The organism is Rhodanobacter sp. FW106-PBR-R2A-1-15 (assembly GCF_058789735.1).
In genome coordinates this window covers 1-13,301 of record NZ_JBYTEM010000037.1, presented here as the reverse complement: position 1 = coordinate 13,301, position 13,301 = coordinate 1, and the positions used below count along the sequence as shown (strand labels likewise).

15 protein-coding genes and 1 pseudogene are annotated in these 13,301 nt (G+C 67.6%); 15 read left to right on the top strand and 1 reads right to left on the bottom strand.

From position 1 onward, the window contains the following. The first annotated feature begins 12 nt into the window (after positions 1-12). The 13 genes and pseudogenes from AC3WTD_RS16125 to AC3WTD_RS16065 all read left to right on the top strand — a co-directional run bounded on the left by AC3WTD_RS16125 (position 13) and on the right by AC3WTD_RS16065 (position 10,138). A complete protein-coding gene (locus AC3WTD_RS16125) occupies positions 13-351 on the top strand; it encodes a DUF190 domain-containing protein (protein WP_492614396.1) in 339 nt (112 codons plus the stop codon). Positions 352-383: 32 nt separating this feature from the next. Beyond that, complete coding sequence (cfa, locus tag AC3WTD_RS16120) at positions 384-1,502, top strand: cyclopropane fatty acyl phospholipid synthase (RefSeq protein WP_027494035.1); 1,119 nt, start codon at positions 384-386, stop codon at positions 1,500-1,502. Positions 1,503-1,704: 202 nt separating this feature from the next. Beyond that, positions 1,705-3,060, top strand: a complete 1,356-nt coding sequence (locus tag AC3WTD_RS16115; protein WP_492614395.1) for a dihydrolipoyl dehydrogenase family protein — start codon at positions 1,705-1,707, stop codon at positions 3,058-3,060. 202 nt (positions 3,061-3,262) lie between these two features. Beyond that, entirely contained in the window at positions 3,263-3,388 is a 126-nt protein-coding gene (locus AC3WTD_RS16110) for a hypothetical protein (protein ID WP_338109826.1), read from the top strand. A gap of 116 nt (positions 3,389-3,504) precedes the next feature. After that, positions 3,505-3,912 (top strand): MAPEG family protein, encoded by a 408-nt coding sequence (locus AC3WTD_RS16105; protein WP_492614394.1) that lies wholly within the window; start codon positions 3,505-3,507, stop codon positions 3,910-3,912. A 95-nt stretch (positions 3,913-4,007) separates the two neighbouring features. Next, positions 4,008-4,880, top strand: coding sequence for a TraB/GumN family protein (locus AC3WTD_RS16100; protein WP_492614393.1), 873 nt, complete (start codon positions 4,008-4,010; stop codon positions 4,878-4,880). Positions 4,881-5,067: 187 nt separating this feature from the next. Next, complete coding sequence (gene parC / locus AC3WTD_RS16095; protein WP_492614392.1) at positions 5,068-7,305, top strand: DNA topoisomerase IV subunit A; 2,238 nt, start codon at positions 5,068-5,070, stop codon at positions 7,303-7,305. A gap of 212 nt (positions 7,306-7,517) precedes the next feature. Beyond that, complete coding sequence (locus AC3WTD_RS16090; protein ID WP_492614391.1) at positions 7,518-7,943, top strand: hypothetical protein; 426 nt, start codon at positions 7,518-7,520, stop codon at positions 7,941-7,943. 208 nt (positions 7,944-8,151) lie between these two features. Next, positions 8,152-8,475, top strand: coding sequence for a nucleotidyltransferase family protein (locus AC3WTD_RS16085; RefSeq protein ID WP_037090532.1), 324 nt, complete (start codon positions 8,152-8,154; stop codon positions 8,473-8,475). After that, positions 8,357-8,806: pseudogene (locus AC3WTD_RS16080) on the top strand (HepT-like ribonuclease domain-containing protein). Before AC3WTD_RS16085 ends, AC3WTD_RS16080 begins: the two are co-directional and overlap by 119 nt. 85 nt (positions 8,807-8,891) lie before the next feature. Continuing rightward, the gene (locus AC3WTD_RS16075) at positions 8,892-9,029 is read left to right on the top strand and encodes a hypothetical protein (RefSeq protein WP_235642336.1); all 138 of its coding nucleotides are present in this window, start codon (positions 8,892-8,894) and stop codon (positions 9,027-9,029) included. 45 nt (positions 9,030-9,074) lie between these two features. Beyond that, positions 9,075-9,365, top strand: a complete 291-nt coding sequence (lplB, locus tag AC3WTD_RS16070) for a lipoate-protein ligase small subunit (protein WP_027494042.1) — start codon at positions 9,075-9,077, stop codon at positions 9,363-9,365. Next, the gene (locus tag AC3WTD_RS16065; RefSeq protein ID WP_492614390.1) at positions 9,362-10,138 is read left to right on the top strand and encodes a lipoate--protein ligase family protein; all 777 of its coding nucleotides are present in this window, start codon (positions 9,362-9,364) and stop codon (positions 10,136-10,138) included. Before lplB ends, AC3WTD_RS16065 begins: the two co-directional genes overlap by 4 nt. A 27-nt stretch (positions 10,139-10,165) precedes the next feature. Here the strand turns inward: AC3WTD_RS16065 and AC3WTD_RS16060 are convergent, their stop codons facing one another. Next, positions 10,166-10,654, bottom strand: coding sequence for an NUDIX hydrolase (locus tag AC3WTD_RS16060; protein WP_027494044.1), 489 nt, complete (start codon positions 10,652-10,654; stop codon positions 10,166-10,168). A gap of 96 nt (positions 10,655-10,750) precedes the next feature. On the opposite strand from AC3WTD_RS16060, the gene AC3WTD_RS16055 reads away from it, so the two are divergent. Together AC3WTD_RS16055 and AC3WTD_RS16050 are read left to right on the top strand one after the other, a co-directional pair. After that, positions 10,751-11,563, top strand: a complete 813-nt coding sequence (locus AC3WTD_RS16055; RefSeq protein WP_051257657.1) for a phosphodiester glycosidase family protein — start codon at positions 10,751-10,753, stop codon at positions 11,561-11,563. Beyond that, a partial coding sequence (locus tag AC3WTD_RS16050; RefSeq protein ID WP_492614389.1) for a penicillin acylase family protein occupies positions 11,560-13,301 on the top strand: 1,742 nt, incomplete at its 3' end. The genes AC3WTD_RS16055 and AC3WTD_RS16050, both read left to right, overlap by 4 nt.

Below are 13,301 nucleotides of genomic sequence, written 5' to 3'. Positions count from 1 at the left end.
CTGGAGCACCGCATGAACCGGGAAACCCTGCAACATGGCGTGCATCTGACCTTCTACTGCCACTCGCGCGCGAAGCACGATGGCATGCTGCTGTCCGAGTGGCTGCTGGAACAGGCCCGGGCTCATGGCATCGGCGGCGGTTCGGTGTTCCGCGCCATCACCGGCTTCGGCCGCCATGGCGTGCTGCACGAGGAGCAGTTCTTTGAGCTGGCCGACGACCTGCCGGTGAAGATCGAGTTCCTGCTGCGCGAAGAGCAGGCCGAGCTGCTGCTGCAACTGGTGCGCCGCGCCGGCGTCGACGCAACGTATGCATATTCGCCGGCAAGCTTTGCGGTACTCGGCGGGCACTGACCGCACGAGCCTTTCCTACAGCGAGGCCACGCATGAGCCAGGACGACCTGAAGAATCGCGCCAGCGAGCTGCTCGAACACGCCGGCATCCGCATCGACGGCGACGCCCCGACCGACCTGCGCGTGCGCGACGAGCGCCTGTACGCGCGCGTGTTCGCGCACGGCTCGCTGGGCCTGGGCGAGGCCTACATGGACGGCTGGTGGGACGCCGACGACCTGCTCGCGCTGTTCACCCGCCTGCTCACCGCCGGGCTGGACCAGGAACTGAAGACGCTCGACACCCTGCTCGCCCACCTCAAGGCGCGCTTCGTCAACCTGCAGCGCGGCGAGCGCGCGTTCGAGATCGGCAAGGCCCACTACGACCTCGGCAACGACCTGTTCCAGGCCATGCTGGGCAAGCGCCTGGTGTACTCCTGCGGCTACTGGGCCAAGGCCGACAACCTCGACGACGCGCAGGCGGCCAAGCTCGACCTGGTCTGCCGCAAGCTACAGCTGAAGACCGGCCAGCGCGTGCTGGACATCGGCTGCGGCTGGGGCGAGGCACTGAAGTACGCAGCCGAACGCTACGGCGTCGAGGGCGTCGGCATCACCGTGTCGCAGCAGCAGGCCGACTACGCGCGCGAGCTGTGCGCCGGCCTGCCGATCGAGATCCGCCTCGAGGACTACCACGAGGTCAACGAACAGTTCGACGCGGTGTACTCGATCGGCATGTTCGAGCACGTCGGTGGCAGGAACTACCGCGCCTACTTCGAAACCGTGCGCCGCTGCCTGAAGAACGGCGGCCTGTCGCTGCTGCATTGCATCGGCAGCAACGGCGCGCCGGCGCAGCCCGACCCGTGGATCGAGAAGTACATCTTCCCGAACTCGATGATCCCCGCCGCCAGCCAGCTCACCGTCGCACTGGAGGACCTGTTCGTGGTCGAGGACTGGCACAACTTCGGTGCCGACTACGACCGCACCCTGAGCGCCTGGCGCGCCAACATCGAAGCCGCCTGGCCCAGCCTGCCGGCCAGCTACGACGAACGCTTCCGGCGCATGTGGCGCTACTACCTGGCCGTCTCCGCCGCGGTGTTCCGCAGCCGCCGCGACCAGCTGTGGCAACTCACCTTGAGCCCGCACGGGGTGCCCGGCGGGTATCGCGTGCCGCGCTGAGCGGGCCGCGCGCTCGTCATGACGAAGAAACGCCACACGGCCAGTCCCTGTGCCGCCCGAACGGCGGCCGCATGGCGATGTACGATGACCACTTGCGCCAGAAAGCCCCGGGGCACAAGACGCCCCTGCAAGCGTGGCGTCAGAGGCGGCGCGATCTCGTTGTTGGACGACTGAATAACCAGACGGGACTGGACAGAATGCCATGACCGATACATACGACTATGACCTGCTCGTGATCGGCGCCGGCACCGGTGGCAATGGTGTCGCCCGGATGGCCGCGAAGGCGGGCTGGAACGTCGCTATCATCGACAGCCTGCCCTATGGTGGCACCTGTGCGTTGCGCGGGTGCGACCCCAAAAAGATGCTGATCGCCGTCACCGAAGGCGTGGAATGGGCGCACAACCTGAAGGGCAAAGGGCTTGACGCCCACACCTCGATCGACTGGCCCGCCATGATGGCGTTCAAGCGTAGCTTTACCGATGTCATGCCGTCACGGATCGAGGCGGGAATGCAGCGCGCAGGAGTGGCCACGCTGCACGGCGACGTGCGTTTTACCGGTCCGGATACGGTCGAGGTCAACGGCGCCACGCTGCGCGCGAAGCACTTCCACCTGGCTACCGGCGCACGGCCGATGACGCTGAACATCCCCGGCGAAGATCTGCTGCTCACCAGCACCGAGTTTCTTGAGCTGCCGGAGACGCCGCAGAAGATCGCCTTCGTCGGCGGCGGCTTCATCGCCATGGAGTTCGCCCATGTGGCCAAGCGGGCGGGAGCCAGCGAAGTCACCGTCCTGGAGATGGCCGAGCGCCCCTTGGGCAATTTCGATCCAGATCTGGTCGATCTCCTGGCCGATGCCACGACCGCATTGGGCATCCATCTGCAAACCCAGGCCAAGGTCCGGAAGATCGAGCAGACCGGCGAGGCATATACCGTGACCTATGAAACGCCCTTTGGCGTCGAGACCCTCACCTGCGAGCGTGTCGTGCATGGCGGCGGCCGGGTGCCGAACATCGAGCACCTGAATCTGGCGGCGGCGGGCGTCGAAAGCGGTCGGCGCGGCATCACGGTGAGTCCCCACATGCGAACCACCAATCCCGCGATTTTCGCCGCCGGCGATTGCGCCGATAGCGGTCCGAACCTTACGCCGGTTTCGGCTTACGAGGCACGCATTGCGGGCAAAAACCTACTGGCCGGCAAAGACGAGCACGCGATCCGATACCCGCCGATCCCGAGTGTTGTGTTCACGTTGCCGCCGGTGGCCGCCGTCGGACTGTCCGAAGCCACGGCGCGCGAGCGCGGCCTCCAGTTCGACGTCAAATTCGAGAAAACCAGTGGCTGGTATTCCTCGCTGCGCGTCGGGGCGCGCAGAAGCGCTTACAAGACGCTCGTCGAGCGCGGGACGGGCCTGATCCTGGGCGCGCATGTGTTGGGGCCCGGTGCCGAGGAACAAATCAACCTGTTCGCGATGGCGATGGGTGCGGGCCTGACCGCCAAGCAGATCAAGGCCACCATCTTTGCCTATCCGAGCTTCGCCTCCGACATTAGTTCGATGGTGTAGTTCCGGCGCGACGACGCGCTCGCGCGGGGCGAGCCGCCGATGCGAGAACGGCACGGCCAGTTCGGCGCGTACACCCGGCCACCTCGGGCAAGGCATCCGCTCCGTGGACCGACGCAGTAGTCAGGGGCGCCAAGATGATCGATATATGACGTCACACGACCGGTTGCCGCACGCCGATGCCCTTCCCATGCCGGATCCGGTCATGCTGGACGCCAGCGCGGCGGCGGCCGTGCACGACATCCTGACAGAAGCAGCGCCGGCCAATACCGCGCGAAGCTATGCCAACGCCCTGCGCTACTGGGTGGCATGGTTTGCCGGGCGCTACTGAAATAACGGAACGGAGGAAATCAAGTCGGCTCTTCGAGCAAAGTAGAGGCAGGTGATCAATTTGATTCAATCACCTGCACCCCCGAAACATCACCACACGCGAATCGCAGACCGGACATGACCACCTCAGCCTTGATACTCACCCTGTTTCTCGCCTGGACGCTGCTCCTGCTGGCCGTCATGGAGGCGCTGCGCGGCTACCTCGTTGCCACGGGCCGCGTCCGTTCGAATGAGTTCAAGCCCGACAACTCGAATCTTTCGCCGTTCATGCAGCGGCTCGCCCGCGCACACGCCAATTGCGTCGAGAGCCTGCCGGTCTTCGGCGGCCTGCTGCTGGTCGCCATCGTGGTGGGCCGGACGGAAGTCACGGATACGCTCGCACCCTGGCTGCTGGGCGCCCGGATCGTCCAGTCCGGCATCCATCTGACCTCGACCAGCGTCATCGCCGTCAATGCCCGCTTCACCGCCTTCGCCACGCAAATGGGCATCGGCCTCTACTGGACCTGGCTGCTGCTCGGCCTGTAGTCGCGGATGGCCATCGAAAGCCGCGCGGGTTCGGTGCCGGGACTTTCTCCTCGCGGTCGATTGAACGGCGGTGGGCCAGCCGCGACACTCCCGGCATGAAGACCACGCTCACCCTGCGCCTGCTCGCCTGCCTCGCCCTGCTGCTCACCTGCACTTCGGTGCTGGCGAAACCGGCCCTGTGGGTGGTGAAGGATGCCGATACCACCATCTACCTGTTCGGCACCGTGCACCTGATGCCGCGCGACGCCGGCTGGCACGACCCCGCGCTGGACCGGGCGCTGGCGAACAGCCGCACGCTGTACATCGAGCTGACCGACGACGACCCGGCGAACATGGTCGCGCTGGTGCTGCGCTACGGGATGGATGCGACGCATCCGTTGTCCGCCCAGCTCAGCCCATCGGAAGCGCATCGGCTGGACCTGCTGGCGAACAAGCTCGGCGTGCCCGGCGGCGTGCAGACGCTGAACGTGATGCGGCCGTGGCTGGCGGCGCTGACGCTGGCGGTGGTGCCGCTGCAGAAAGCCGGGCTCGACCCGGAGCACGGCGTGGACAAGCAGCTGAAGGCGCAGATGAGCGCCGCCGGCAAGCCGGTGCTGGGGCTGGAAACCGCCGAGCAGCAGATCCGCTTTCTCGCCGACATGCCGCGCTCCGTTGAACTGGCGTTGCTGCGCTCGACCATGCGCGATGCCGACAAGGGTTCGATCCTGCTCACCGAACTGATCGACGCCTGGAAGGCCGGCAACGTGGACGCCATTGCCCGCATCGGCAACGACGACATGCGCCGGCACGAACCGAAGCTGTACCAGTTGCTGCTGGTACAGCGCAACGAGGCGTGGGCAACGAAGATCGCCACCATGCTGCAGCAGCCGGGCACCGTCTTCATCGCGGTCGGCGCCGCCCACTTGGCCGGACCGGACAGCGTGCAGGCGCAGTTGCGGCAGATGGGCATCGAGGCCGTGCGCCAGTAAGTCCCTCGTAGGAGTCCGCTCGCGGGCGACGCTTCTGCTCTTGCGAATCCCGAATCCCGAATCCCGAATCCCGAATCCCGGCCCCAACAGCATCGCCGGCCAGCGGGCTCCTACAAGAGCCCGCTGCTTTCTGGCACCATCGACCGGTTATCCCGCGCGTCGCGCGCCACTTCCCCGATGTAACCGCATGAACCCGCAAGCCAATTACGAACAGATCCCGCTGAAGGAATACGCCGAGCGGGCCTATCTCGATTACTCCATGTACGTGGTGCTGGACCGCGCGCTGCCGTTCGTGGGCGACGGCCTGAAGCCGGTGCAGCGGCGCATCATCTACGCGATGAGCGAGCTGGGGCTGGCCGCCACGGCGAAGCCGAAGAAGTCGGCGCGCACCATCGGCGACGTGATCGGCAAGTTCCATCCGCACGGCGATTCCTCGTGCTACGAGGCGATGGTGCTGATGGCGCAGCCGTTCTCGTACCGCTACCCGCTGGTCGACGGCCAGGGCAACTTCGGTTCGCCGGACGACCCGAAGAGCTTCGCGGCGATGCGCTACACCGAATCCAAGCTCAGCCCGATCGCCGAGGCGCTGCTGGGCGAGCTGGGCCAGGGCACGGTGGACTGGGTGCCGAACTTCGACGGCACGCTGGAGGAACCGAGCTGGCTGCCCGCGCGCGTGCCACACGTACTGCTGAACGGCTCGATGGGCATCGCGGTGGGCATGGCAACCGACATTCCGCCGCACAACCTGCGCGAACTGGCCGCCGCCTGCATCCGTCTGCTGGACGAGCCGGACGCCAGCGTCGCCGAGCTGTGCGAGCACGTGCGCGGCCCGGACTACCCGACCGAGGCGGAGATCATCACCCCGCGCACCGACCTGCTGGCGATGTACCAGAGCGGCGGCGGTTCGGTGCGTGCCCGCGCGGTGTACCGGCGCGAGGAAGGCAACATCGTGATCACCGCGCTGCCGCACCAGGTCAGCCCGTCGAAGATCCTCGAACAGATCGCCGCGCAGATGCGCGCGAAGAAGCTGCCGATGATCGAGGACCTGCGCGACGAGTCCGACCACGAGAATCCGACCCGCCTGGTGATCGTGCCGCGCTCGAACCGCGTGGACGCCGACGAGACCATGCAGCACCTGTTCGCCACCACCGACCTGGAAAAGAGCTTCCGCATCAACCTCAACATGATCGGCCTGGACGGCCGGCCCCAGGTGAAGGACCTGAAGAAGATCCTCACCGAATGGCTGGCGTTCCGTACCAACACGGTCACCCGTCGGCTCAACCATCGCCTGGCCAAGGTCGAGCGCCGCCTGCACCTGCTGGAAGGCCTGCGCATCGCCTATCTCAACCTCGATGAAGTGATCCGCATCGTGCGCAGCGAGGACGAGCCCAGGCCAGTGCTGATGGCGCGCTTCAGGCTCAGCGAAGAGCAGACCGACTACATCCTGGAGACCCGCCTGCGCCAGCTGGCCCGCCTGGAGGAAATGAAGATCAACGCCGAGCGCGACCAGCTCGAAGAGGAGCGCGCACGCATCAACGTGTTGCTGAAATCGCCGGCCAAGCTGAAGGGTTTGATCAAGGACGAGCTGCGCGCGGACGCGGCGAAATTCGGCGACGAGCGCCGCTCGCCGCTGGTCGAGCGCGAGGTGGCGCATGCGCTGGACGAGAGCGCGCTGGTGGCCAGCGAGCCGGTCACCGTGGTGCTCTCGCAGAAAGGCTGGGCGCGCGCGGCGAAGGGCCACGACGTCGACGCCGATGCGCTCAACTACCGCGAGGGCGATGGCCTGCTCGCCGCGGTGAAGGCGCGCACCACGCAGCAGGTGGCGTTCATCGACTCCACCGGCCGCGCCTATTCCACGCTGGCGCACACGCTGCCTTCGGCGCGCGGCAATGGCGAGCCGCTGACCGGTCGCTTCAGCCCCGCCGCGGGTGCCAGCTTCGACGCGGTGATCGCCGGCGACAACGACACCCGGCTGGTGCTCGCCACCGACTTCGGCTACGGCTTCGTCACCCGCTTCGAAGCGCTCACCGGCCGCAACAAGGCCGGCAAGCAGATCATCTCGCTCAGCGACGGCGCGAAGGTGCTGGCGCCGCAGATCAGTGCCGACCCGGCGCGCGACCGCATCGTGGTGGTCAGCAGCGAAGGCCACCTGCTGATGTTCTCGGTGGCCGAGCTGCCGGAACTGGACAAGGGCAAGGGCAACAAGCTGATCGAGATTCCGAAGAAGCAGCTGGCGGAAGGCGAACGCGTCGCCGGCGTCGCGGTGGTCAGCGAGGGCAAGGGCGAAGTCACCATGTACGCCGGCGCGCGCAAGCTCACCCTGAAATGGGCCGACTTGGTCGAATACGGCGGCGCCCGCGCCAGCCGCGGCGGCCTGCTGCCGCGCGGCCTGCGCCGCGTCGAGCGGATCGAGACCACCAGCTGAACCACGCACCCGTTGTAGGAGCCCGCTCGCGGGCGATGCTTTTGCGAATCCCGAATCCCGAATCCCGAATGCCGAATCCCGGCCCTCAAAAGCATCGCCCGCGAGCGGGCTCCTACGATGGAAAGGAACTTGCCGTCGTTGCGCCTTTCCAACAGGGATGTACACGCCGACGCAGCCTCGCGCGTTGGATACGTGACAGTCTCGGAGCACACATGAACATCCCACGTTTTCTTCCCGCCCTGCTGGCCGTACTGCTCGCCGCGCCGGCCGGGGCGCAGAGCACCGGCAAACCGCTGAACCTGAAACTGCCGCCCAGCAGCCTGCCTGCCGCCAGCAGCACCGCCGCGGCAACCGCCCGCGACATCCCCGGCACGTACTACGGCGACACCAGCGGGCGCATGGGCAACGCCGACGTCGCCGGCAGCGAGCGCCCCGACTGCGACGACTCCACCTACAACCAGCCGCAGATGCACGGCAGCGTCGGCATGGGCGTGGTCGGCGGCAACCACGTGAGCGGCAATTACCAGACCGGCACGGTGAACCTCCGCCAGGCGTTCGGCAGCTGCGACCACCCGAGCGGTGGCGTCAGCATCTCGGTCGGCGCCGGCAGCGGCCACTTCCACGATCGCGGTCATTGAATGTGGTGGTAGTGGCGCGTGTACCCAGGCGGCGCTTCGACTTCGTTCGCTGGCGCGAACTACGCTCAGCGTGACCGGTGCGGGGCGGCGGGTTTTCCCCGAGCCAGCCGCAAGGCTTCATGCTGCGCCCTGTGTAAATGGGCTCATCGCGGATCAGTGGGGGCGGATCGATCGCCACGCCCACATCGCCGCGCGCTATGCTGCCGCCATGAACATCGACGCGCCCTCACTGCAGCATCTGCAGGCCCACCGGGAGGGCCTGGCCACGCTGTGCCGCCGCCACCACGTGCGCCGACTGGCAGTGTTCGGCTCGGCGGCACGGGGCGAGGCCAAGGCCGGCAGCGATTACGACTTCCTGGTGGAGTTCGATACCTTGCCGCCGGGTGCTTACGCCACGGCTTTCTTCGGTCTGCATGAGGATTTGCAGGCGTTGCTGGGCGCGCCGGTCGAGCTGGTCGTGGAGCGCGCCATCCGCAACCCGTACTTCCGCCAGTCGGTACAAGCACAGCGCCAGGAGTTGTATGCGGCTTGAAACCGCCAAATATCTGTACGACGTGCAGAGCGCAGCCACTGCGCTGGCCGGGTTCGTGGACGGATACGACTGGGCGGGATACCAGCGCAATGCCATGCTGCGCGCCGCCGTGGAACGCCAGTTCGAAATCATCGGCGAGGCGCTAGCCCAGCTCTCCCGCCACGATATGGCGCTGCTGGCGTAGATCGAACACCACCGCCAGATCATCGCATTCCGCAACATACTGATCCATGGCTACGCGGAGGTCGACGATGCCCTGGTCTGGGATGTGGTGCAGTCACGACTGGAGCCGTTGCGCCGGCAGATAGACGAGCTGCTCGCGGGTCGCTGATGGCGGCGCGGGGTCACACCACAGCGCCGCCACCACAACGCCGCGCGACCCGCCGGGCGTCTACTACGGCGACACCAGCGGGCGCATGGGCAACGCCGACGTCGCCGGCAGCGAGCGCCCCGACTGCGACGACTCCACCTACAACCAGCCGCAGATGTACGGCAGCGTCGGCATGGGCGCGGTCGGCGCCGGCAGCGGCCACTTCCACGACCGTGGCCACTGACCGGGCAAAGCTATAATCACCGGATCACGCAAGGGACGCATCTCGATGCACGGCGAATACAAGATGCCCGGCGGCAAGCTGGTGGTGATCGACCTTGAGCTGCGCGACGGCCGCCTTGCCGACGTGCAGCTCAGCGGCGATTTCTTCCTCGAACCGGACGCCGCGCTGGGCGCGATCAACGGCGCGCTGACAGGCCAGCCCGAGCATGCCGATGAAGCCGCGCTTGCCGCCGCCGTGCGCGAGGCGCTCGCCGCCGACGTCATGATGTACGGCATTTCCCCGCAAGCCATCGCGGTGGCCGTGCGCCGCGCCCTGCACAAGGAATCTGCCGCATGATACGTACCGACTGGCGCGACCACGACTGGCAGCTGATCCACACCGTACCGCAATCGCCCACCCTGCACATGGCGCTGGACGACGTGCTGACCCACGAGGTCGGCGCCGGCCACCGCGCGCCCACCCTGCGCATCTGGGAATGGGCCTCGCCGGCGGTGGTGATCGGCCGCTTCCAGTCGCTGCGCAACGAGGTGGACGGCGCCGCGGCGCGGCGCCACGGCATCGAGGTGGTGCGCCGGGTCTCCGGCGGCGGCGCGATGTTCATCGAACCGGGCAACACCATCACCTACTCGATCTATGCGCCGCAGTCGCTGGTCAAGGGGCTGTCGTTCCAGGAGGCCTATGCATTCCTTGACGAATGGGTGCTCGAAGCGCTCGGCGAGCTGGGCATCAAGGCGTGGTACCAGCCGCTCAACGACATCACCTCCGAAGGCGGCAAGATCGCCGGCGCGGCCCAGGTGCACCGCGGCGGCGCGGTGCTGCACCACGTCACCATGGCCTACGACATCGACGCGGCGAAGATGCTCGACGTGCTGCGCATCGGGCGCGAAAAGCTCTCCGACAAAGGCACGCAGAGCGCCGCCAAACGCGTCGACCCGCTGCGCAGCCAGACCGGCCTGCCGCGCGAGGCGGTGATCGAACGCATGATCGCCACCTTCCGCCGTCTGCACGGCCTCACCGACGACTACCTGAGCGCCGAGGAGCTGGCCCAGGCCGAAGCGCTCGCACAAGTCAAGTTCGGCAGTCCGGCGTGGCTCGCCGACGTGGCGTGATCGCGGGCGACAACTCCGACGCTTCACTCACAACCGGCTGTACGACCACGACTGCATGCGGCCATCCTTGTACGGCATCACGCCATGGAACGGGCGCGGGTCCGCGTCGAACACCAGTGGCAGGAAGTGGCGGTCGCCCTCCCACATCGGCAGTTCCATCAGGCGCACGCGCGGCACCCACTCCAGCGTGCCCTCGTGGTTGCCCTGGTACGGCTCGCCGCTGAAGCCGTCGATCAGGAAGATGAAGCCCAGCCAGTCCTCGCCCTGCTTGCCGAAACCCGGCCAGTTCAGGGTACCGCGCAGCTGCATCGATTCGCATTCGATGCCGGCCTCCTCGCGGATCTCGCGGCGCATGCAGGCGGCGATGTCCTCGCCCGGTTCCATCTTGCCGCCGAGGCCGTTGTACTTGCCCAGGTGCAGGTCGTCCGGGCGGGCGTTGCGATGGATCATCAGTACTTTGCCGCGGTCGGGCGACAGCACGTAGCCGAGCGTCGCCACTATCGGGGTATAGGGCATGGGCGGGCACCGCGAAAAAGAACCATTTTAGCGGCAGCCGTCGCGTCGTGCAGGGACGGGCTTGCACCGGCACGGCCGGGCGGCGACCATTGACGGATGCGCGCCTCCGTTTTCCCGTCCCGGCCATTTCCGCTCCGACCGTCGCGGCGTGTGCTGCTGTCCCTGCTGCTTGCCGGCGTGTGCGGCTGTACCACGGGCGCGTCGGCGCTGGACAGCCGCGAGCTGGCGTTCGAAGGCCAGAACTACCGCGTGGTGCACATCAACCTGAAGCGCGAGCAGCTGAGTCTGCACTGGCGCGAGTCCGCCAGCGGCCAGCCGTTCGGCAGCATCGAGGCGCTGCGCCAGTGGGGCGAGCAGCGTGGCCGGCGGCTGCTGTTTGCGGCAAACGCGGGCATCTACGACCACAAGTTTGCGCCGCTGGGCCTGCACGTGGAGAACGGCAGGACCGTGGTGCCGCTGAACCTGGCGCACGGCAACCCCGCCTCCGGCAATTTCTCACTGCTGCCGAACGGCGTGTTCGTGGTGTACCCGGACGGCGATGCCGCGGTGCGCACCAGCACCGCGTTCAAGGCCGACAGCAGGAGCGCGCAGTGGGCGACCCAGTCCGGGCCGATGCTGCTGATCGACGGCAAGCTCAATGACCAGTTCCTCGACGACTCGTCCAGCCTGAAATGGCGCAGCGGCGTCTGCGCGAAAACCCCCACCGAGGTGGTATTTGCCGTGAGCGAGACCCCCGTGAACTTCCACGCGTTTGGACGGCTGTTCCGCGACAAGCTGGGCTGCCGCGACGCGCTGTACCTGGACGGCAGCATCTCGCAGCTGTACGTCGACGGCAAAGGCTACGCCGGGGCGCCGGCGTTCATGGTCAAGCCATACGCGGGCATCTTCGCGGTGTTTGCCAAGCCATGACGACAACCTCAAGGAGGAAATCCCGCTGGCGCATCCTGCGTGCCCTGTCGCTGGCCTTGCTGGCGCTGCTGGCGATTGCCTTCGTCGTGCTGTGGTGGCTGCTCGCCGGCAGCCGTGCGCAGCTTGACGGCACGCGCCAGGCCGCTGGCCTGACAGCGCCGGTCAGCCTCGACCGCGACGCGCTGGGCACGGTCACCCTCGCGGGGAAAAGCCGCACCGACCTCAGCTACGCGCTGGGCTACGTGCATGCGCAGGAGCGCTTCTTCGCGATGGACCTGATGCGTCGCGTGAGCGCCGGCGAGTTGTCCGCGCTGGTCGGGCCGGCCGCGCTGAAGGCCGATCTTGACCATCGCCGCCATCGCCTGCGCGCCGTGGCCGCGGCCGTCTACGCGCAATTGCCGCCCACGGAGCAGCACCAGCTGGATCGTTACCGCGACGGCGTCAACGCCGGCCTGGCCGACCTGCGTGTGCGGCCGTGGGAATACCTGCTGCTAGGCAGTCGGCCGCAGCCGTGGCGTTCGGAAGACAGCATGCTGTTGATCGCCGCGATGTACCTGGACTTGAACAGCGACGGCCGCAACGAACGCGAACTGCGCATGGCGCAGATGCGCGCGGTGCTGCCCGGCGCACTGGTGGATTTCCTGCTGGCGCCCGACCCTGACTGGGAGGCACCGCTGAGCGGACAGCTGTCGCACCCGCTGGTGGTTCCGGACGCTGACGTGTTCGACCTGCATCGGCTGCCGACCGCTACGGCCTCGACCAGCCTGGCCGCCGCGCTGGCGCCGGCACTGGATGCGCCACGCGCCGGCAGCAACAACTTCGCCGTGACCGGTACGCTCACCGGCAACGGCGCAGCGATGCTGGCGAACGACATGCACCTGGGCCTGCGCGTGCCGAACATCTGGTTCCGCACCCGCCTGCGTTATCCCGATCCCACCGCACCGGGCAGCCAGCGTGACGTCAACGGCGTCAGCCTGCCAGGCACGCCGGCGATCATTGTCGGCTCCAACGGCCAGATCGCCTGGGGCTTCACCAACAGCTACGGCGACTGGCAGGACTGGGTACGCGTGTTGCGCGATCCGGCCGATGCTTCCCGCTACAAGGTGCCTGATGGCTGGGCCCGCGTCGAAAGCCACGACGAGCACATCCAGGTCAAGGGCCAGCCCGACACCATCCTCAAGGTCGAGGACACCCGCTGGGGTCCGATCATGGGCGCCGACACCGACGGCACGCCACTGGCGCTGGCCTGGGTCGGCGGCCGCACGCACGGCTACAACCTCGAGCTGATGCAGCTGGAGCGCGCGCCCGACGTGGCCGCGGCACTCGAGCTGGCGCCGCGGCTCGGCATACCGCCGCAGAACCTGCTGGTCGCCGATCGCGCCGGCCACATCGGCTGGACCATCGTCGGCAACAGCATCCCGCTGCGCGCCGGCATCGATCCGCGACTGCCGTCGGACTGGTCCAGGCCCGGCAGCGGCTGGCAGGGCTGGGCCACGCCGGCGCAGTACCCGCGCATCGAGAACCCCGCCGACGGCCGCCTGTGGACGGCGAACAACCGCACCGTCGACGGCGAGGCGCTGGCCCTGCTCGGCAACGGCGGCCATGACCTCGGCGCCCGCGCCCAGCAGATTCGCGACGACCTGCGTGCCCGCGCCAGCTTCACCCCCGGCACCCTGCTCGACATCCAGCTCGACGACCGTGCGCTGTTCCTCGCCCGCTGGCAGCGCCTGCTGCAGGA

Coding starts and splice junctions, on each gene's coding strand:
- AC3WTD_RS16125 (WP_492614396.1), top strand. CDS start 13: ATGAACCGGGAAACCCTGCAACATGGCGTGCATCTGACCTTCTACTGC.
- AC3WTD_RS16085 (WP_037090532.1), top strand. CDS start 8,152: ATGAACATCGACGCGCCCTCACTGCAGCATCTGCAGGCCCACCGGGAG.
- AC3WTD_RS16110 (WP_338109826.1), top strand. CDS start 3,263: ATGCTGGACGCCAGCGCGGCGGCGGCCGTGCACGACATCCTGACAGAA.
- AC3WTD_RS16105 (WP_492614394.1), top strand. CDS start 3,505: ATGACCACCTCAGCCTTGATACTCACCCTGTTTCTCGCCTGGACGCTG.
- cfa (WP_027494035.1), top strand. CDS start 384: ATGAGCCAGGACGACCTGAAGAATCGCGCCAGCGAGCTGCTCGAACAC.
- AC3WTD_RS16060 (WP_027494044.1), bottom strand. CDS start 10,654: ATGCCCTATACCCCGATAGTGGCGACGCTCGGCTACGTGCTGTCGCCC.
- AC3WTD_RS16065 (WP_492614390.1), top strand. CDS start 9,362: ATGATACGTACCGACTGGCGCGACCACGACTGGCAGCTGATCCACACC.
- AC3WTD_RS16055 (WP_051257657.1), top strand. CDS start 10,751: ATGCGCGCCTCCGTTTTCCCGTCCCGGCCATTTCCGCTCCGACCGTCG.
- AC3WTD_RS16100 (WP_492614393.1), top strand. CDS start 4,008: ATGAAGACCACGCTCACCCTGCGCCTGCTCGCCTGCCTCGCCCTGCTG.
- parC (WP_492614392.1), top strand. CDS start 5,068: ATGAACCCGCAAGCCAATTACGAACAGATCCCGCTGAAGGAATACGCC.
- AC3WTD_RS16090 (WP_492614391.1), top strand. CDS start 7,518: ATGAACATCCCACGTTTTCTTCCCGCCCTGCTGGCCGTACTGCTCGCC.
- AC3WTD_RS16075 (WP_235642336.1), top strand. CDS start 8,892: ATGGGCAACGCCGACGTCGCCGGCAGCGAGCGCCCCGACTGCGACGAC.
- AC3WTD_RS16115 (WP_492614395.1), top strand. CDS start 1,705: ATGACCGATACATACGACTATGACCTGCTCGTGATCGGCGCCGGCACC.
- lplB (WP_027494042.1), top strand. CDS start 9,075: ATGCACGGCGAATACAAGATGCCCGGCGGCAAGCTGGTGGTGATCGAC.